Annotated in this window: 16 protein-coding genes and 1 tRNA gene; 8 read left to right on the top strand and 9 right to left on the bottom strand. The window is 58.9% G+C overall.

The features are described 5' to 3' along the window. The first annotated feature begins 74 nt into the window (after positions 1–74). Positions 75–884, top strand: a complete 810-nt coding sequence (gene nlpA, locus KHQ26_RS07615) for a lipoprotein NlpA (RefSeq protein ID WP_004173884.1) — start codon at positions 75–77, stop codon at positions 882–884. 24 nt (positions 885–908) lie between these two features. After that, positions 909–1,763, top strand: a complete 855-nt coding sequence (locus KHQ26_RS07610) for a DMT family transporter (protein WP_002922972.1) — start codon at positions 909–911, stop codon at positions 1,761–1,763. On the opposite strand, the gene KHQ26_RS07605 is transcribed toward KHQ26_RS07610, so the two are convergent. Then, positions 1,753–2,313, bottom strand: coding sequence for an NUDIX domain-containing protein (locus KHQ26_RS07605; protein WP_009308807.1), 561 nt, complete (start codon positions 2,311–2,313; stop codon positions 1,753–1,755). The two genes, KHQ26_RS07610 and KHQ26_RS07605, sit on opposite strands and share 11 nt — an antisense overlap. A gap of 165 nt (positions 2,314–2,478) precedes the next feature. Between KHQ26_RS07605 and KHQ26_RS07600 the strand changes: the two genes are divergently transcribed. Both KHQ26_RS07600 and KHQ26_RS07595 read left to right on the top strand, forming a co-directional pair. Then, positions 2,479–3,258, top strand: a complete 780-nt coding sequence (locus tag KHQ26_RS07600) for an MBL fold metallo-hydrolase (protein WP_004173886.1) — start codon at positions 2,479–2,481, stop codon at positions 3,256–3,258. 21 nt (positions 3,259–3,279) lie between these two features. Beyond that, on the top strand, positions 3,280–4,233 hold the full coding sequence (locus tag KHQ26_RS07595; RefSeq protein WP_004145010.1) for a GlxA family transcriptional regulator: 954 nt from the start codon (positions 3,280–3,282) through the stop codon (positions 4,231–4,233). Here KHQ26_RS07595 and KHQ26_RS07590 read toward each other — a convergent pair. Continuing rightward, a complete protein-coding gene (locus KHQ26_RS07590; RefSeq protein ID WP_004901462.1) occupies positions 4,230–5,279 on the bottom strand; it encodes an NAD(P)-dependent alcohol dehydrogenase in 1,050 nt (349 codons plus the stop codon). The genes KHQ26_RS07595 and KHQ26_RS07590 overlap by 4 nt on opposite strands. A 372-nt stretch (positions 5,280–5,651) precedes the next feature. Here KHQ26_RS07590 and KHQ26_RS07585 point away from each other — a divergent pair, with 372 nt between their 5' ends. Beyond that, entirely contained in the window at positions 5,652–6,350 is a 699-nt protein-coding gene (locus KHQ26_RS07585; RefSeq protein ID WP_020803796.1) for a winged helix-turn-helix transcriptional regulator, read from the top strand. Positions 6,351–6,400: 50 nt separating this feature from the next. Here the strand turns inward: KHQ26_RS07585 and KHQ26_RS07580 are convergent, their stop codons facing one another. The 4 genes from KHQ26_RS07580 to KHQ26_RS07565 form a co-directional block, all read right to left on the bottom strand. After that, complete coding sequence (locus tag KHQ26_RS07580; protein ID WP_004889187.1) at positions 6,401–6,691, bottom strand: putative quinol monooxygenase; 291 nt, start codon at positions 6,689–6,691, stop codon at positions 6,401–6,403. 1 nt (position 6,692) lies between these two features. Then, complete coding sequence (locus KHQ26_RS07575; protein ID WP_020803801.1) at positions 6,693–7,700, bottom strand: zinc-binding alcohol dehydrogenase family protein; 1,008 nt, start codon at positions 7,698–7,700, stop codon at positions 6,693–6,695. A 112-nt stretch (positions 7,701–7,812) separates the two neighbouring features. Next, positions 7,813–8,280 carry a DUF3237 domain-containing protein gene (locus KHQ26_RS07570; protein WP_002922963.1) on the bottom strand — a complete coding sequence of 156 codons (468 nt, stop codon included), beginning with the start codon at positions 8,278–8,280 and terminating at the stop codon, positions 7,813–7,815. Between the two features lie 166 nt (positions 8,281–8,446). After that, positions 8,447–8,541 (bottom strand) — tRNA-Sec (locus KHQ26_RS07565). 292 nt (positions 8,542–8,833) lie between these two features. Between KHQ26_RS07565 and KHQ26_RS07560 the strand changes: the two genes are divergently transcribed. From KHQ26_RS07560 to KHQ26_RS07550, 3 genes are all read left to right on the top strand, one after another. Next, entirely contained in the window at positions 8,834–10,228 is a 1,395-nt protein-coding gene (locus KHQ26_RS07560) for a glycoside-pentoside-hexuronide family transporter (protein ID WP_002922962.1), read from the top strand. Between the two features lie 12 nt (positions 10,229–10,240). Beyond that, complete coding sequence (gene yicI, locus KHQ26_RS07555; RefSeq protein WP_020803792.1) at positions 10,241–12,559, top strand: alpha-xylosidase; 2,319 nt, start codon at positions 10,241–10,243, stop codon at positions 12,557–12,559. A gap of 155 nt (positions 12,560–12,714) precedes the next feature. Continuing rightward, entirely contained in the window at positions 12,715–13,437 is a 723-nt protein-coding gene (locus KHQ26_RS07550) for a MurR/RpiR family transcriptional regulator (RefSeq protein WP_004173889.1), read from the top strand. A gap of 46 nt (positions 13,438–13,483) precedes the next feature. Here KHQ26_RS07550 and KHQ26_RS07545 read toward each other — a convergent pair whose 3' ends face one another. From KHQ26_RS07545 to KHQ26_RS07535, 3 genes are all read right to left on the bottom strand, one after another. Continuing rightward, a complete protein-coding gene (locus KHQ26_RS07545; protein WP_002922956.1) occupies positions 13,484–14,863 on the bottom strand; it encodes a glycoside hydrolase in 1,380 nt (459 codons plus the stop codon). 12 nt (positions 14,864–14,875) lie between these two features. Further along, positions 14,876–16,435, bottom strand: coding sequence for a PTS transporter subunit EIIC (locus KHQ26_RS07540; protein WP_002922953.1), 1,560 nt, complete (start codon positions 16,433–16,435; stop codon positions 14,876–14,878). Between the two features lie 245 nt (positions 16,436–16,680). Further along, positions 16,681–18,396 carry an AsmA family protein gene (locus KHQ26_RS07535; RefSeq protein WP_020803799.1) on the bottom strand — a complete coding sequence of 572 codons (1,716 nt, stop codon included), beginning with the start codon at positions 18,394–18,396 and terminating at the stop codon, positions 16,681–16,683. Between the last annotated feature and the right edge of the window lie 117 nt (positions 18,397–18,513).

Here is an 18,513-nt window from a genome sequence, read left to right as displayed (position 1 = left end):
ATTACCCGACCCGAAAGTCGCTATAGTTTTGCACGAAAAAAACAATGACAGTCAGGACAGACAGGGTGAAGAGGATGAGATTACGTTTACGGGCCGCCGCCGCGGTAATGCTGGCGGGTCTGGCGCTGGTCGGCTGCGACCAAAAGGGTAATGAAGCGAAGCACATTAAGGTCGGTGTGATTAACGGCGCCGAGCAGGATGTAGCGGAAGTGGCGAAGAAGGTGGCCAAAGAGAAGTACGGTCTGGAGGTCGAGCTGGTGGGATTCAGCGGCTCGCTGCTGCCTAACGAATCGACCAACGCCGGGGATCTGGACGCCAACGTCTTCCAGCATCGGCCTTTCCTTGAGCAGGACAACAAAGCGCATAATTATCATCTGGTGGCGGTCGGGAATACCTTCGTCTTCCCGATGGCCGGCTATTCGCGCAAGATCAAGTCAGTCGCCGAACTGAAAGACGGCGCGACGATCGCTATCCCCAACGATCCGACCAACCTCGGGCGGGCGCTACTGCTGCTGCAAAAAGAGAAGCTGATTACCCTCAAAGCCGGGACCGGCCTGCTGCCGACGGCGGTGGATATCACCGACAACCCGCATAACCTGAAGATCATGGAGCTGGAAGGGGCGCAACTGCCGCGCGTACTCGACGATCCCAAAGTCGACGTGGCTATCATCAGCACCACCTACCTGCAGCAAACCGGGCTGTCGCCGGTTCGTGACGGCATCTTTATCGAAGATAAAAACTCGCCCTACGTGAACATCATCGTGACCCGGGAAGACAATAAAGACGCGCAAAACGTGAAGGAGTTTATGCAGTCGTACCAGTCGCCGGAGGTGGCGAAGGCGGCAGAGACTATCTTCAACGGCGGCGCGGTGCCTGGCTGGTAAGCCAACACACAGGGAGAGGCGCGTATGGTACGCCAACGGCAGGCTGACCTGCTGCTGATTGCCGCGACGGTGATTGCCGCCTGCGGCTGGATATTTTCCCGCGAGGCGATCGCCGGCATGCCGGTGTTCGCGTTTCTTGGGCTGCGTTTTTTCTTCGCCGCGCTGCTTCTGCTGCCGTTCTGCCGCGGTTTTCGCCCGCAAAAGCAGCACTGGCCAAAACTCATCATCAGCGGACTCTGGTTTGCGCTCAACCTCTGCCTGTGGATCTATTCGGTCTCCACGACGGCGTCGCTCGGCGAAGGGGCGTTTATCATGAGCCTGTCGATGATGTTCGTCCCGCTGACCGCATGGGTGATGATGAAGGTGCGCCCGCCTCGCGCCTGGTGGGAGTGCCTGCCGATCGCGGTGGTAGGCCTGGGGCTGCTCAGTCTGCATATGCCGATAGCCTTCCACCCCAGCCAGGGCTGGTTTTTGCTGACGGCGCTGGTGCAGTCGATCTGGTTCTGTTACACCAGCCGCTGCGCGCGTGAAGTACCGCTGATCCCCCTGACCACCGTGCAGCTGGCGATCACCGGTATCGTCGGGTTGACCATCTCCGCTGCCGTTGAACGCTGGGACCAGCCGATGACCCTGCCGACTCTCGGCTGGTTGGTGGCCAGCATTGTCATCGCTACCAGCCTGCGCTTCGGTCTGCAGATGAAGGGGCAGAAGTACGCGGCGGTGGCCAGCGCGGCGATCATCATGGTGCTCGAACCGCTGCTGACGGTCATTGCCGCCGCGCTGTGGTACGGCGAACAGCTGCCGCTGCAGAAGATTATCGGCGGCGTGCTGATCCTCGTGGCCCAGCTGTGGTTCCGCTGGCGGATGCTTAAGCCGTAAGCGAGCCGCTTCGCCGCTGCGCCATCAGCTGCAGCAGCGGCACCAGCGACAGCCCGTCCGGCATCTCGCCGCGGGCGATCAGCTGGTTTATCTCGTCGAAGGTAAACCAGCCGGTCTCCATCACCTCATCCTGATCTGCATCCATCCCCACCCAGCGTAAACCGGTGGCCAGCCAGGTGATAAACAGCTGATCGCTGCTGCCGTAGGAGGGGTTAAAGCGAATGATCTCCTCAACGCGTTGCGCCTGCCAGCCGGTCTCTTCCCGCAGCTCGCGCAGCGCGGCGACCGCCGGGTCTTCCCCTTCATCGACGCCGCCAGAGGGGATCGCCCACACCACCTTATCGATCAGGTAGCGGTAGTGGCGAATCAGCAGCACTTTCTCATCCTGGATGGCCACAATCCCCACCGCCGGGCGCGGGTAATGAATGGAATAAAAGTCGCGGCGCTCGCCGGGGGCGACATCAATACCCACCTTACGCATGCTGAACCACGGCGTCTCGGCGATGACCTGCGGGTCGTGCATATCGGCGGCGGTCAGTTTCTTTTTCATCCTGCCACTCCTGTCAAAAATTGAGCCTTAAGAACAACATAGCCGGAGGCGGATGGCAACCGCCGCAGGTTGGCCCGATTTCATCGATCATTGCCCAAACGCCCCTGTTGAGCCAGGCGGGGACTCAGTACGATGTTCGTCAGATGACCCCAGAGGAATGCCAACATGAACATCACCCACATCCGTAATGCGACCCAGATTATTCACTACGCCGGGAAAAGATTTCTCATCGATCCGATGCTGGCGGACAAAGGCGCCTGGCCGGGTTTTCCGGGCACCGCGCGCAGCGAATTGCGCAATCCGCTGGTTGAGCTGCCGTTTTCCCGCGATAAAATTGTCGATGTTGATGCGGTGATCGTCACCCACACCCATGACGATCACTGGGACGCGGCGGCGATCGCCGCGATCCCGAAAACCCTGCCGGTGTTCGTCCAGCATGAGGCCGACGCCGCGCTGCTGCGCAGCCAGGGATTTCAGGATCTGCGCCTGCTGTCGGCAGACAGCGAATTTGCCGGCGTGCGTCTGCTGAAAACCACCTCCGGGCAGCATGGCAGCGACCGCACCTACGCGGTGCCGGCGATGGCTGAACGCCTGGGCGAGGCCTGCGGCGTGGTGTTTCGCCATCCGCAGGAGAAGACGCTGTGGCTGGTGGGGGATACTATCTGGCGCGATGACATTGCAGCCGACCTGCTGAAGCTGCGCCCGGACGTGGTGGTCCTCAACGCCGGCTACGCCCACGTCATCGGCTTTGGCCCGATTATCATGGGCAAGGAAGATCTCCTGAACGTGCACTTCACCCTGCCGGAAGCGAAAATCATGGCTATCCACCTCGAGGCGGTCAACCACTGCCTGGTGAGTCGGGAAGAGATGCGCCAGTATGCGCTGGATAATCAGATTGCCGATGTGGTTTCTATCCCGCAGGATGGAGAAACCGTCGTTTATTAACATGCGTAAGGGGAAGGGACGATGAAACTCACCGACGTGGCGATTGTCGCCGTAGAGGGCTTTAGCCCGTTTCACTACGCCGTCCCCTGCATGCTGTTTGGCGATTCGGTTTCGGAAATCAAACGCTTTAATCTGCACATTTGCGCCGAGCGGCCGGGGCTGCTGCGCGCCCGCGATGGTTTTGCGCTGTACGCCACCGGCGATTATGCCGCGCTGGAACAGGCGGATATCGTGGTGGTGCCTTACTGGGGCGAGGTCGATCGACGTCCGCCGCAGGCGCTGCTTGATAGCCTGGTGCGGGCCCGGGATAACGGCGCGGAGATTGTCGGCCTGTGCCTCGGCGCGTTCGTCCTCGGCTACGCCGGGCTGCTGGATGGCAGGCGAGCGGCGACTCACTGGGAGTTCGAGCAGGATTTCCAGCGCCGGTTTCCGCAGGTGCAGCTGGATATCAACGCCCTGTACGTCGACGACCAGCGGATCATTACTTCGGCGGGCACCGCGGCGGCGCTGGACTGTTGCCTCTACATCATCCGCCAGCGTTTCGGCAGCCTCGCGGCCAACCAGATCGCCCGGCGGATGATTGTTTCGCCGCACCGCGAGGGCGGCCAGGCGCAGTTTATCGCCCAGCCGGTGCCGAAAAACACCCGCGATGCGCGAATCAACTGCCTGCTGGATTATCTGCAGCAGCATATTGCCGAGCCGCACAGTCTCGATTCGCTGGCCCGGGTGGTGGCGATGAGCCGCCGTACCCTGACCCGCCACTTCGCCCGGGCAACCGGGATGAGCATTACCGACTGGCTGACCGCCGAACGTCTGCGCCGCAGCCAGACTCTGCTTGAGGCGGGCGATCTGCCGGTCGAGCAGGTGGCGGAGGCGGTGGGCTATCTTTCAGCGGTCACCTGGCGCCAGCAGTTTAAAGCGCGCTTTGGCGTCAGCCCGACGGAATGGCGGCGTACCTTTCGTCGCGGCGCTTAGCCGGCGAGGGTCGCACTGTCGATCACGAAGCGGTATTTCACGTCACCCTTGACCATTCTTTCCCAGGCTTCGTTGATCTCATCGCCGCGGATCAATTCGATATCGGCGACGATGCCGTGTTCGGCGCAGAAGTCGAGCATCTCCTGAGTTTCCGGAATACCGCCGATCATCGAGCCGGCAATTGACCGGCGGCGGAAGATCAGATTGAACACTTCCGGCGACGGATGCGGCGTGGCCGGGGCGCCAACCAGCGTCATGGTACCATCGCGTTTCAGTAGCGTGGTGAAGGCATCGAGATTGTGCGGCGCCGCCACGGTGTTGAGGATGAAGTCGAAGCTTTTGACGTGGGCCGCCATCTCGTCGTCGTTGCGCGACACCACCACATCATCGGCGCCCAGCGCTCTGGCCGCATTACGCTTGGATTCGGAGGTGGTAAAGGCCACCACGTGGGCCCCCATGGCATGGGCCAACTTGATCCCCATATGCCCCAGGCCGCCGATGCCGACCACGCCGACTTTTTTACCCGGCCCGACGTGCCAGTGGCGCAGCGGCGAGTATGTCGTGATCCCAGCGCACAGCAGCGGCGCGACGGCGGCCAGCTGCGCTTCGGGATGGGTTATCCGCAGCACGTAGCGTTCATTGACCACTATCTGCTGTGAATAACCGCCAAGCGTGTGTCCCGGCGCGTCCTGGGTCGGCCCGTTATAGGTCAGCACCATGTGGTCGCAGTAGTTTTCCAGCCCCTCAGCGCACTCTTCGCACTGTTGACAGCTATCGACCATACAGCCGACGCCCACCAGATCGCCGACGGCGTAGCGCGAGACGGCGTTGCCGACCGCGGTCACCCGACCCACAATTTCATGCCCCGGCACGCAGGGATACAGCGTTCCCGCCCATTCCGATCGCGCCTGGTGGAGATCGGAGTGGCAGACGCCGCAGTAAGCGATGGCGATCTGTACATCCTGCGGCCCCGGGTCGCGGCGGGTGATGGCCATTGATTCCAGCGGCTGGCTGGCGGAGTAGGTACCAATAGCGTTGATCAGCATAGCGAAACCTCTTCTTGATGAATGGACTCAATAGAACGGGAGGGGAATGCGGGTGGTCAGTGGCATCGATAAGCGTAGCCTGGACTGGCCGAGATGCGAGGGGGAAAGCGGTAGAGAAACTCTCAGGCGCGGCGTTAACCAGCGCAGTAAATAATAAGATGGCCTTATCTTTATCGCCGCTAAGCCTTATAGGTATTTACGGCATATAGTATTATTTATTCCTGTAGAATAGAGATAAATAGTTATTGCAGATAATGATGCTTACACTCTTTTTATCCCCGTAACGTCTTGTCTTTTATTCGTTATTTCACCTGTTGATACTATGATTCTCAACGAATCACTTTTTCAACCTGACCTGATGGCATAAAAACCATGTCGATACCTGCAGCCAGCCCCTCTACCGACCAGGCGTTACCGTCTTTTTATTACGGAAGACAGACAAAGCCGTTATTCGCGGTGGAATCCCTGTTATCTGCGTTCCTGCCCGCCAGCTCACCCTTTGCGCTGCCGCGATCGACCTATTATCGTTTTCCGCCGACCCAGGCTGAATCCGGATTAATTCTGCTCGAAGAGGGGATTGCCTCGCTATGCCATGCGGAAAACAACATGGTGATATCAACGATATTTGCCCCTTCGCTATTGGGATTAATCGATGGTTACGGCGTCTTTAACGGTATTCCGGAAAAACACCACTGCTCTCTGTTTGCTGAGACAGATTTGCGCGGACGCTGGATAGGACACCAGGCCGCGGTCGAGATCCTCAATGCGCAAAACCTGTGGCAGGAGATGGCCCATGTTCTGGCGCAGCGGCTGATGGTGTTGAGCATGCGTTCGCAGGAGATGGTGGGGGTGGATTCTTATCCGATGGTGCGAACCCTGCTAACAGAGCTGGCGGACTACCCGGAGGAGTATCGTCGCCAAATTAATGCGTTAAGCTTTATACAGCGCCGCACCAACCTGTCGCGCAGCCGTGTTATGTCGATTCTGGCAGAGCTGCGCAAAGGTGGTTACATTACGGTCCATCGCGGGGTGCTGGAAAAGATAACCCGCACGCTTCCCGCCCACTTTTAAACCCGCGCGGCGGAGGGGCGTGATTTTCCCACCCCTCGTCAGCCGGTGGGCTAAGGCTCAACCGGCGTCAGAAAGTCCAGCCGCAGCGGCTCAGCCAGCAGAGACTCCATCTGCGCCATAAACGCCTGAAAATAGGGCATCGCGACATGGGCATCGAGGGCGTCCTGTCCCTGCCACGCCTCGCGCATATAGAAGGTGTCCGGCGCGTCGCGCAGCTGAAACAGGGCATAGTCGAGGTTGCCCGGCTCCTGTCTCGTCGGCAGGAGCAGCGCCTGCAGGGCCTGACGCAGGGCGTCCGTTTGGCCCGGTTTCGCCTTGAGCACGGCGATAAGCGATATCATCTTAAAACCCCTCCAGCACGATCTTGCCGACGGCGCGTCCGGTTTCCAGCTGGCGATGCGCTTTCTGCAGATTGGCGGCGGTGATGGCGCCGTAGTGTTCGCCAAGGGTGGTTTCGATAGTGTGGTTGTCGATCAGCGCCGCCACGCGGGTGAGCAGCTGATGCTGGGCGATCATATCATCCGTCTCAAACATTGAACGGGTGAACATAAATTCCCAGTGCAGGGACAGGCTTTTCGCTTTCAGCGGCACCACGTCCAGGGTCTCCGGGTCATCAATCAGCGCCAGCTTGCCCTGCGGGGCGAGGGCGTCGATCAGCGCGTTGAAGTGCTGCTCGGTATTGGTCAGGCTGGCGACATGGGTTACCGACGTGATACCAATGCGCGCCAGCTCGTCGGCGAGCGGCTTGCTGTGATCGATCACATGGTGCGCGCCCGCCTCGCGGACCCACTGCTGGCTCTCGGGACGCGAGGCGGTGCCGATCACCGTCATGGCGGTCAGTTTACTGGCCAGCTGGGTCAGGATAGACCCCACGCCGCCCGCCGCGCCGACGATTAGCAGCGTGTCGCCCGCATTGCCGCCTTCCTCAACGCCGAGACGGTGAAACAGCAGCTCCCAGGCGGTGATCGCCGTCAGCGGCAGCGCGGCGGCGGAGGCATTATCGAGGGTGCGCGGTTTGTGCGCCACCAGGCGCTCATCCACCAGCTGATATTCACTGTTGCTGCCGGCCCGGCCCAGTGCGCCGGCGTACCAGACCTCGTCCCCGGGCGCGAACAGCGTCACTTCCTCACCGACGGACTGCACCACGCCAACGGCGTCCCAGCCCAGCACCCGCGGCGTGTCACCCTGAAAGCCGGCGCGCACTTTGGTGTCTACCGGATTGACCGAGATAGCCTTCACAGCGACCAGCAGATCACGCCCGTGGGCGGTGGGGATCGGCAGGTCGATCTCGGTTAAAGAAGGGATGTTATTGCCGTCAGCGGCGGCTTGAGTAATGGCGATAGCTTTCATAACTGCTCCGGTCTGTGATTCGGGTGAATGAAAAGATGGAGCCATCGTAGACCGCTGCCGGGAGGGGAAAAACGGGCTAACGGCAATAACAGTTATATGCAGAAAGTGAAAATCAGCCCACCTGATAGAAGTCGAGCATCACCCCATCCTGGGTCCGGCCACCGGCGCAGATAAACAGCGAGGTGGTTAGCCAGCTGAGCGCGGGAGCATCCACCTCAAAGGTGGGCACGGTGCGAAAATAGATGGCTTCTGGCGGAATATCGCTAAAAAAGCGCATATCGTCGGCGAAAAGCTGGTCATGATACTGGGCCGGCACCCGGCGGATGCCATTGTTTTCCACATAGACCGTGCCTTCCGCCACCTGCAGGGCATAGCGGGCGGACAGCCTGCAGGTGCCGTCGGGTTCGATTATCTGGCTGTCGACGCCGCCGGGTAATACGTGACCGCGAAGTTGACCCGAGACGCTGCCGCCGACAATCGGGATCAGCTGGCGCTTACCGGTCTGCGGGCTGCGGGAGACGATTATCGGTTTATCAACCTGGATGGTAATGGAAAAACAGTGTCTGAGTTCGGGGGTCATTATGGCTCTCCTGTTTCGGTTGGTAACGGCACACGGCCACCGCGCCAGTGTAACGGGTTTGCGAGAGACAAAATAACGCAGGGTTTGGATGAAAATGATTGGCTGGGATGATGAGTTTGGGGGGCTCAGGTTGGTATGGCGTGGCTGTGGGGGAGCAGAGGCAAACTGGCGGAAGATCACAGGAGTTGAACCTGCCCGGGACCGCTGGCGGCCCCAACTGGATTTGAAGTCCAGCCACCTCACCGGAGATGACGATCTTCCGCGCCTCGATTGCTACATGGAGGCGGGGCGCATTATAGCTACTTTCAGCCGTTTACCACATACCTAAACGCACTTTTTTACTGTTAAAACTGGACTTTACAGAACAGTCCTGGACAAATCCTCACAAAATCCGTGAGTTACACTTTTTCACTCCCTGATTCCCTACCAAGATCACAGAAAACAAGAAACGTAATCTGATAACGAGATATCGCAATTCATCTTAGTGCGGCAAAGGTTTACAAAAACCGTAACCGGTACCAACCCTCGGTGCCGCTAAGGGAATAGTGCGCATATGAAAGATCACATTTTGTCCGTCAAAGAGAAAATTGGTTATGGCATGGGTGATGCCGCCAGCCACATTATTTTTGATAACGTCATGTTGTACATGATGTTTTTTTACACCGATATTTTTGGTATCCCCGCCGGCTTTGTCGGCACCATGTTCCTGCTGGCGCGCGCGCTGGACGCGATTTCCGACCCGTGTATGGGTCTGCTTGCCGACCGTACCCGCAGCCGCTGGGGTAAGTTCCGCCCATGGATCCTCTTCGGCGCTATCCCGTTCGGCCTCGTCTGCGTGCTGGCCTACAGCTCGCCGGATTTAAGCCACAACGGCAAGCTGATCTACGCCGCCGTGACCTACACGCTGCTGACCCTGCTCTACACCGTGGTGAATATCCCTTACTGCGCGCTGGGCGGCGTGATCACCGACAACCCGACGCAGCGCATTTCGCTGCAGTCCTGGCGCTTCGTGCTGGCGACGGCGGGGGGCATGCTCTCCACCGTGCTGATGATGCCGCTGGTCAACTTTATCGGCGGCGAAGACAAAGCGCTCGGCTTCCAGGGGGGCATCGCGGTGCTGTCGGTGATTGCCTTCCTGATGCTGGCCTTCTGCTTCTTTACCACCAAAGAGCGTGTCGAAGCGCCGCCGAGCAGTACCTCGATGCGTGAAGACCTGCGCGATATCTGGCGCAATGACCAGTGGCGGGTGGTCGGCGTGCTCACCATCCTCAATATCCTCGCGGTCTGCGTTCGCGGCGGCGCGATGATGTATTACACCACCTGGATCATGGGCTCGGCGGCGCTGTTCACCGCCTTCCTCACGACCTACTGCGTCGGCAACCTGATTGGCTCGGCGCTGGCGAAACCGCTGACCGACTGGAAATGCAAAGTCAGCGTCTTCTGGTGGACCAACGCCCTCCTGGCGGTGCTCAGCGTGGCGATGTTCTTCGTACCGATGGACGCCGAAATCACCATGTTTGTCTTTATCTTCGTCATTGGCGTACTGCACCAGCTGGTGACGCCAATCCAGTGGGTAATGATGTCCGACACCGTCGACTACGGCGAATGGTGTAACGGCAAACGCCTGACCGGCATCAGCTTCGCCGGTACCCTGTTTGTGCTCAAGTTAGGGCTGGCGCTGGGCGGCGCGCTGATCGGCTGGATGCTGGCCGGCGGCGGCTATGACGCCGCCGCTAAAACCCAGAACAGCGCCACCCTCACCATCATTATCGCCTTGTTCACCCTCGTTCCGGCGGTGTGCTACCTGCTGAGCGCGGTGATCGCCAAACGCTACTACACGCTGAAAACGCCGTTTCTGAAAAAAATGATGGCCGAGCTGGCCGAGGGCGCGCGTCGCAACGAACAAGATTTCACCGCCGCCCCGATCGACAAAGAATGGCAAAACTAAGAGGACGTTTTAATGAAAATCAGTGATGGAAACTGGCTCATTCAACCAGGGCTCAACCTGATCCAACCCGTACAGGTTTACGAGGTGGAGCAGCAGGGGAATGAAATGGTGGTCTATGCCGCGCCGCGCGATGTCCGCGAACGCGCCTGGCAGCTGGATACGCCATTGTTCACCCTGCGCTTTTTCTCGCCTCAGGAAGGGATAATCGGCGTGCGCATGGCGCACTTCCAGGGCGCGCTGGATAACGGCCCGCACTATCCGCTGAACGTGCAGAAAGACGTCCATGTCGAAATAGAAAATACGGCCGGGTTCGCCGAGCTGAAAAGCGGCAGCCTCAGTGTGCGGGTGACTAAAGGCGAATTCTGGGGGCTGGATTTTCTGCGCGACGGCGTGCGTATCACTGGTAGCCAGCTAAAAAACAACGGCTACGTGCAGGATAGTAAGACCCAGCGCAACTACATGTTTGAGCGCCTCGACCTCGGCGTCGGCGAAACCGTATACGGCCTCGGCGAGCGCTTTACCGCCCTGGTGCGCAACGGCCAGACGGTAGAAACCTGGAACGAGGACGGCGGCACCAGCACCGAGCAATCCTACAAAAATATCCCGTTCTATCTGACCAACCGCGGCTACGGCGTGCTGGTCAACCATCCGCAGCGCGTCTCCTTCGAGGTGGGCTCGGAGAAAGTCTCTAAAGTCCAGTTCAGCGTTGAAGGCGAATACCTCGAGTACTTCGTCATCGACGGCCCGACGCCGAAAGCGGTGCTTAACCGCTATACGCAGTTCACCGGCCGCCCGGCGCTGCCGCCGGCATGGTCGTTTGGTCTGTGGCTGACGACCTCGTTCACCACCAACTATGACGAAGCGACGGTGAATAGCTTTATCGACGGCATGGCTGAGCGCCATCTGCCGCTGCACGTCTTCCACTTCGACTGCTTCTGGATGAAGGCCTTCCAGTGGTGCGATTTTGAATGGGATCCGCTAACTTTCCCGGACCCGGAAGGGATGATCAAGCGCCTGAAGGCGAAAGGGCTGAAGGTCTGCGTGTGGATCAACCCGTACATCGGTCAGCGCTCGCCGGTGTTCAAAGAGCTGAAAGAGAAGGGTTATCTGCTGAAGCGTCCGGACGGTTCGCTGTGGCAGTGGGATAAGTGGCAGCCGGGGCTGGCGATTTATGACTTCACCAATCCGGAAGCCCGCCAGTGGTACGCTGACAAACTAAAAGGCCTGGTGGCGATGGGGGTCGATTGCTTCAAGACCGACTTCGGCGAGCGTATCCCGACCGACGTCCAGTGGTTTGACGGTTCCGATCCGCAGAAAATGCACAACCACTACGCCTTCATCTATAACGAGCTGGTGTGGAAGGTGCTGAAAGAGACCGTCGGCGAGCAGGAGGCGGTGCTGTTCGCCCGCTCCGCCTCGGTGGGCGCGCAGCAGTTCCCGGTGCACTGGGGCGGCGACTGCTACGCCAACTACGAATCGATGGCGGAAAGCCTGCGCGGCGGGCTGTCGATCGGCATGTCCGGCTTCGGTTTCTGGAGTCACGATATCGGCGGTTTCGAAAACACCGCGCCGGCCCACGTCTACAAGCGCTGGTGCGCCTTCGGTCTGCTCTCCAGCCACAGCCGGCTGCACGGCAGCAAATCCTATCGGGTGCCATGGGCCTACGATGACGAGTCCTGCGACGTGGTGCGCCACTTCACGCAGCTGAAATGCCGCATGATGCCGTATCTCTATCGTCAGGCGGCGCTGGCCAACGAGTGCGGCACGCCGATGCTGCGCGCGATGCTGCTCGAGTTCCCGGACGATCCGGCCTGCGACTATCTCGACCGCCAGTATATGCTGGGCGATTCGGTCCTGGTGGCGCCGGTGTTCTCCGAGGCCGGCGAAGTGCAGTTTTATCTGCCGGAAGGGCACTGGACGCATCTGTGGCATAACGATGAATTGCCGGGTAGCCGCTGGCATAAGCAGCATCACGATGCGCTGAGCCTGCCGGTCTACGTTCGCGACAACAGCCTGCTGGCGCTGGGCAACAATGACCAGAAGCCGGATTACGCCTGGCTTGAGGGCACCGCCTTCCAGCTGTTCCACCTTGAGGATGGACGCGAGGCACGCTGTGACGTTCCGGCGGCAGACGGCTCGACGATCTTCACCCTGAAGGCCAGGCGCCAGGGTAACGCCATCGCTGTGAGCGGCGAAGGCGAGGCCCGCGGCTGGACGCTGTGTCTGCGCAATATCCCGCAGGTCGCGGGCGTGCAGGGCGGTACGCAGACCGGTAGCGAACTGGGCGTGGTGGTGAGCGCCGAGGGTAATACGCTGACGATTACGTTGTAAATAGGTTAACAGCAGCAGCCCTCTTCGCCAGGCGGAGAGGGTTTTTTTATTCCATTTTTGTACAAAAAGTAACGTTCATTTCATTGTGGTGACTCAGGCCGCAGACGCGGTTGTCGAACGGTGTTAGCGTATTCTGCCGCTGAGAGGAGCCCGCCATGGACGTAGAAAATATCTTTCGTGACGTGAAGCTAAGCAAAACGGAAATGACCGTGCTGCGCTTTATTCAGAACGACCCGGAGCAGTGTATCCGCCAGGGAGTTCGCGCTGTGGCCGAACAGTGCTACAGCAACCCCTCTTCCCTGGTCCGGCTGGCAAAGAAACTGAAGTTCAGCGGCTGGCTGGAGCTGGTTTACTTTATCAAGTTCAATATCACCATGCCGAAGCTCGATGTCACCAACGATATCGACTACATGAGCGTTCAGCCGGAAGAAGCGCTGACGCCGCTGCTGGCAAGCCTTAAACAGCAGCGCATCCTGATCCACGGCAGCGGCTTTTCACAGCTGATCGCCCAGTATATTTACAACAAGTTTCTCGTCACCGGCGTGAATGCCAGCCTGGCGCTGTGGCCCGATTACGAAATCCTCGAACAGAAAAACGCCGCCTGCTTCGACTCCATCTGGATCATTTCTAAATCCGGGCGCAGCAGCTCGGCGCTCAACTGGGTTAAGGCCCTGGAGGGGAAGGAGATTAATCTGGTCTGCTTTACCGGCGACTACCAAAGCCCGCTGGCGCAGGCCGCGGATACGGCGTTTATTATTCACGACCCGCAGAAGTTCGATGATGATATTTACTGGAGCAACCCGTTTTTCGGCTACTGCATCTTAGGCTTTGAGCGACTATTGAAGATGTGGTTTACCAGTCTACGTAGCAATAGTTAGCCCCCGCTAAGCGCGGTGCGAGCGGGGGAATCCCATCGGCAGCGGATTACCGCCAGGCGGCGAACTGCTCATCGTCGAGATAGGCTTCGACCAGGGTTTTCGCCAGCGAATAGGAACCGATCAGCGGGTGCGCCATCAGCGCCCGCACCGCCAGCGATTTATCCTGCTGCAGGATCGCCGCCACCGCCAGCCGCTCATACTCTTTCACGCAGGCAATCATATTCTTCTGCGCCGTCGGCACCTTCACCGGCGTCACCGGCTTGAGGCCATCCCGGCTCAGGTCGCAGCTGATCTCGATCACGTCGTCAGGGCGCAAAAAGTCGAGCGTGTCGTGATTCTGGATCGACACCACGATCCGCTTGGTGGTGGTGCTGTTCACCGCTTCCAGGATATCCAGCGCCACTCCGGCATAGCCGCCGGTGTCCGGCTCTTCGATAAACTGGCGCAGCGTCAGCGGTTCGCGGGTGTGGAATTTCTCCTGCCGGGATTCGTTCTGCATATAGCTGTTTTCCCGGCGTAGGTAATGCTGCATCCAGATGGTGAAGGCGGCCTCCGGTTGCGTTCTGGCATCCACGGTGCGCAGCGCCTCGCGCATCTCCTGATTGATGCGGGCGATCTGCTCTCCGCGCGTTTCGCCGGCCCCCTGAATCGCCTTCAGCGCCTCGTCGCGATAGTAGTAATAATAGAGATATTCATTGAGGAGCTGATTATCGCAAAGCCGTACCAGCTCCGGGGAGAAGTACTGCATCGCTGTCTTCTGGTACAGTTCCGGGCTGGCGATCAGCCGTTCGGTCACCTCTTCCCCACGGACGGTGAAGTGGGTAAACCAGGAGAAATGGTTCAGCCCATAGCATTCCACGCTGAGGTCGCGCTCCTCACAGCCAAGGATCGCCGGCAGTTCACGAATCAGCTCGGAGGGGGCATCGCAGATCCCATAGACCCGGCGCTTAAAGCCGGACTTAATAATCGCTTCCGTCACCAGACCTGACGGGTTGGTAAAGTTAAACAGAATGGCGTCTTCGGCGGCATGTTCTTCGATCAGCCGGCAATAGCGAAGGATCGCCGGGATCGAGCGCATGGCCATCGCGAAACCGCCGGCGCCGGTGGTCTCCTGGCCGAGAGTGTTATGCTCAAGCGCAATACGTTCGTCGCGAATGCGGCTTTCATCGCCGCCAACCCGCAGGGTGGTAATGATATAGTTGGCGTCCTGCAGCGCTGCGACCGGGTCGGTGGTGGTACTAAACTGAATATCCGGGCGAATGGTATTAAATACATAGCGGGCAATTTCGCCAAATATCGCCAGATTATCAGCAGAGTTATCGAGAAAAACGACTTCTGTTAAACCAATGCGGTGAGCGTTATAGGCCAGAGATTTCGCTAAAAATGCAGAGCGAACGCCGCCCCCGCCTAATACGGTTAATTTCATAAATACTCCTCATTAATTTTCTGCTAACCAGTTATCAACCCGGGAACGTACCTGTCCCACTTTGACGCCATAAATAACCTGAACTTCATTTCGATTGCGTACGACGCCGTTGGCGCCGGTATTTTTTAATTGCGTGTCATCAACCCGCGCCATATCGCGCACGGCCACGCGCAGGCGAGTAAAACAATTATCGACGGAGAGAATATTTTCCTTGCCCCCGAGGCCGCGGATAATGTCATCGGTGACCGACTGCGGTTGCGCGACTTTCTGGCGGTACTCTGCTTTGCTGTAGAGCTTCACGTTCTCGTCATCTTCCCGGCCCGGCGTTTTCAGGTTCAGCTTCACCACCAGGGTGCGGAAAATCACGTAGTAGACGGCGAACTGGCCGATACCGATAAGGACATAGCCCGGCCAGCGCGTTAAGGAGACCGGCAGCGGCAGGTTATAGATCAGAAACTCGATCAGGCCCGATGCACCCCAGGGACGTACGGTGAAGATGTCGCAAATGGCCTGCGAGGCGGCGGTTAACGTCGCGTGGATCACCCACAGCAGCGGCGAGACAAATAAGAAGGTGAACTCAATCGGTTCGGTGATGCCGGTCAGCATCGAGGTGATAATCGCCGGCAGCAGAATCGCCTTCGCCATCGCTTTCTTCTCCGGTTTCGCGGTGTGGTAGAACGCCAGCGAGGCGCCCGCCAGGCCGAAGATGGTGGTCATCCCTTGCTGCGAAAAACGTAATGCGTCGTTCATGACCGGCGTCAGGTCGGGATGGCGCATATAGGCGAGGAATATGGCCTGGGTGCCGGAGACCACCTGACCATCCACGTTCAGCGTGCCGCCAATCTGGGTGAGCTGGAAGGGGGACCAGACGAAATGGTGCAGGCCGGTGGGGATAAGGAATTTTTCAAAGAAACCATAGACGAAGACCCCGGCGACCCCGGCATTTTTCATAAAACCGGTGAGGGCGGAGATGCCGTGGGTCATAAAGGGCCAAATCCAGGTAAAGGCGATGGCGTAGAAGATAACCACCGGCGTCATCGCCACCAGCGTCAGCTTGGCGCCGCCGTACATCGACAGCGCGCCAGGCAGCTCAATGGCAGAGACTTTATTGTGCACCCACGCAATCGTGCAGCCGAGAATAATGCCCAGGAAAACGCCCATATCCACCACCACAAAGCCCAGCAGCTGGGTTTGCCCGGTGCCATAATATTCACCGTTAATTTTTTCGGCGAGTCCATGGGTGTGTTCCAGCCAGGAGTGGTTGGCGCCAAGAAACATAATAAAGCACATCACTGAAACCAGTGCGACTTCGGTTTTTTTATCCTTTGCCAGGCCATAGCTGATGCCGACGCAAAATAATAAGCCGAGGTTGCCAAATAAAGGCCAAAAGGTGTCGCCGAGCATTTGCCCAAGCTGATGTAAGAAACTGGTTTCAGCAATTAATGTCGGATTAGTTAATACTGAACTGAGGGCCAGAATTAAGCCAATGACCGGCAAGAACAATACGGCGCCGATCATGGCCCGGGAGAATTTTTGCATATTCTCCAGAATACGCTGACGTATTTCAGGCATGATTGATCCTTTTATATTTTTGTAGGTACAGGGAGCGGTTTTTTATCGACTTCCAGTGATTTGGTTATAGCAACTCTGATATTTGAAAGGAACCTGTTGCGCTAAATAGGTACAGATAGCCGCGTATTGCACACAGGTTTCAGGACTCGCACCCCAACTCTCTCCCTGAAAGGGAGAGAGTTGTCAGAGTGGAGTTTTGCCGGGAAGCAATCCCTCTCCCCATAGAGGAGAGGGAATGGGCATCGCTATGGGGTGACGGGAGCGGGCGCTGGCGCGGCGGGGGCGGGGCTGACCTCGCCGTTGCGCATGATTTGCGCCACCTGCTGTTTCTCCATATTCACGGCGCTGAGCTGCCCGTTGACCGTCGGTTTGAGCGGGGCATCGGCCTGCACGCTGCCGCTGGCGGTCAGCTGGAGATTGCCATCCCCGCTTATAGGTAGCGACGGCCAGCCCCAGGCCTGCAGAATATTCAGCGGCACGCCGCGGCCGCTGAAGCTCAGATTGACCTGGCGCTGCGGCAGTTGGGATACCGCGGCGGTGGCCTGCAAAATGCCGCGCTCGGTGAAGGCGCTAAGCTCAGTGATATTGACCGTCGAGGCTGTGGCGTTCAGTTTGAGTGATGGGCGGCGCACGTCGATCCGGTTGAAAGTCGCCGCCGCGGCGTTCAGCGTCGCGCTGCCGTTCCATACTCCCCAGCTGCCGTTTTTCACCAGCTGTAGCTCGCCGCCATAGCCATCGAGGGCGGTAATTTGCCACGGGAAAGCAGGGTCCACATCGATGATCAGATTGCGGCTGGCGCTGAATTTTTTCAGCGTCAGGCTTTGCAGCCAGGCTGGCAGCGGCGTCATCCACAGCTGTTTCCAGTTCGCCGGCAGCGTGTACTCCAGTCCGGCGAAAGCGGTATCGTCGAGCACCAGGGCGTTCCCGGCGCGCAGCCAGTTGCCGGAGGTGCGCACCATGCCGCCCTCCCAGCGCGAGGAGAACTGGCGCAGCGCAATGCCCTGGGGAGAGAATTCGGCATTGAGGATCGGGTCGAAAAGATGCAGCGAGCCGTAGATAAATTCGCTGGCGTTCATCGACAGCGTGCCGTCCTCACTCTGCCAGCCGCCGTGGCTAAGGGTCAGGTTGCGCAGGCTCAGGTCGAGGTCGGTTACCGCCCAGTCCGGTCCCTGCAGGCGGGCGTCGGTGATGTCCAGGCGGCCAATCTGCAGAGAGGGGACCGTGGTTAACGGTGCGAAAAACTCGGCTAGCGAGGCGGGGCTTTGCAGTCGAATCTCGTTGAGCTGGAGGTTATCCACCCGCCAGCTGCCATCGGCGCTGCGTTTGGCATTGCCGGTTAAGGTGCCGCGGGCGACATCGGCGCCGAGGGTGGAGAGGGTGACCTCGCCCTGATCAATCTTACCCTGAATCAGAACGTTGCTGGCTTCGACGCCATTGAGCGTCATCGAGCCCGCGCTCATCTGGATCTGCGCCGTTTTCCCCAGCACATTGCCCGCCTCCGGCGTCCATGGGCTGACGCCGCCGGTGACGCGCTGCGCGCTGAGCGCCCAGCCGGTTTCCGGGCTGTTGAAAGCCATATTGCGCAACATCAGCCGGTCGGCAGCGAACGGCAGGTCTGCAGAGTGGGGTGACAGATTCAGAGTGCCGTCGTTAAGGACTATCTCATCCGCATGCAGCGGATCGCTAAACTGGCGGGTGCTGAAGCCAATGTCGACCGTTTTTGCCACCAAAGTGGCAGGCTTGCCTTCCCGACCAAAGGTGACGTTTCGCAACTGCACATGAAGGGGGGAGGAGAAATCGTGCTCCATCTCATCGAAGGAGACCTGCCAGCCGGTGCCATTGCTGAGCCAGGCGCTGGCCTGGCGGGCGCCCCAGTGGGTTTGCAGCAGGAACCACGCGCCAATAATGACGAGCAGCAGAGCGACTAGCAGCCAGAGAATCAGCTTTCCAAGAAATTTCATGGTCTTCCATTCTGTGAGATGCACATCACCGTGTTATGCCCGATTTAGGCGCACTTCTCAAGGCAGGCGTGGTTTATTTCCGTGATGGGGCAGGTGGTTGGAGGACGTCCCGGCCGA

It is taken from the genome of Klebsiella sp. 10 (assembly GCF_018223925.1).
Taxonomy (GTDB): Bacteria; Pseudomonadota; Gammaproteobacteria; order Enterobacterales; family Enterobacteriaceae; genus Klebsiella; species Klebsiella pneumoniae.
The sequence above is the reverse complement of the archived record's forward strand: the minus strand, read 5'-3'. Positions and strand labels throughout refer to the sequence as shown.

Bases quoted from the DNA above. Each gene is read 5' to 3' on its own strand.
- nlpA (WP_004173884.1), top strand. From the start codon at position 75: ATGAGATTACGTTTACGGGCCGCCGCCGCGGTAATGCTGGCGGGTCTG.
- KHQ26_RS07610 (WP_002922972.1), top strand. From the start codon at position 909: ATGGTACGCCAACGGCAGGCTGACCTGCTGCTGATTGCCGCGACGGTG.
- KHQ26_RS07605 (WP_009308807.1), bottom strand. From the start codon at position 2,313: ATGAAAAAGAAACTGACCGCCGCCGATATGCACGACCCGCAGGTCATC.
- KHQ26_RS07600 (WP_004173886.1), top strand. From the start codon at position 2,479: ATGAACATCACCCACATCCGTAATGCGACCCAGATTATTCACTACGCC.
- KHQ26_RS07595 (WP_004145010.1), top strand. From the start codon at position 3,280: ATGAAACTCACCGACGTGGCGATTGTCGCCGTAGAGGGCTTTAGCCCG.
- KHQ26_RS07590 (WP_004901462.1), bottom strand. From the start codon at position 5,279: ATGCTGATCAACGCTATTGGTACCTACTCCGCCAGCCAGCCGCTGGAA.
- KHQ26_RS07585 (WP_020803796.1), top strand. From the start codon at position 5,652: ATGTCGATACCTGCAGCCAGCCCCTCTACCGACCAGGCGTTACCGTCT.
- KHQ26_RS07580 (WP_004889187.1), bottom strand. From the start codon at position 6,691: ATGATATCGCTTATCGCCGTGCTCAAGGCGAAACCGGGCCAAACGGAC.
- KHQ26_RS07575 (WP_020803801.1), bottom strand. From the start codon at position 7,700: ATGAAAGCTATCGCCATTACTCAAGCCGCCGCTGACGGCAATAACATC.
- KHQ26_RS07570 (WP_002922963.1), bottom strand. From the start codon at position 8,280: ATGACCCCCGAACTCAGACACTGTTTTTCCATTACCATCCAGGTTGAT.
- KHQ26_RS07560 (WP_002922962.1), top strand. From the start codon at position 8,834: ATGAAAGATCACATTTTGTCCGTCAAAGAGAAAATTGGTTATGGCATG.
- yicI (WP_020803792.1), top strand. From the start codon at position 10,241: ATGAAAATCAGTGATGGAAACTGGCTCATTCAACCAGGGCTCAACCTG.
- KHQ26_RS07550 (WP_004173889.1), top strand. From the start codon at position 12,715: ATGGACGTAGAAAATATCTTTCGTGACGTGAAGCTAAGCAAAACGGAA.
- KHQ26_RS07545 (WP_002922956.1), bottom strand. From the start codon at position 14,863: ATGAAATTAACCGTATTAGGCGGGGGCGGCGTTCGCTCTGCATTTTTA.
- KHQ26_RS07540 (WP_002922953.1), bottom strand. From the start codon at position 16,435: ATGCCTGAAATACGTCAGCGTATTCTGGAGAATATGCAAAAATTCTCC.
- KHQ26_RS07535 (WP_020803799.1), bottom strand. From the start codon at position 18,396: ATGAAATTTCTTGGAAAGCTGATTCTCTGGCTGCTAGTCGCTCTGCTG.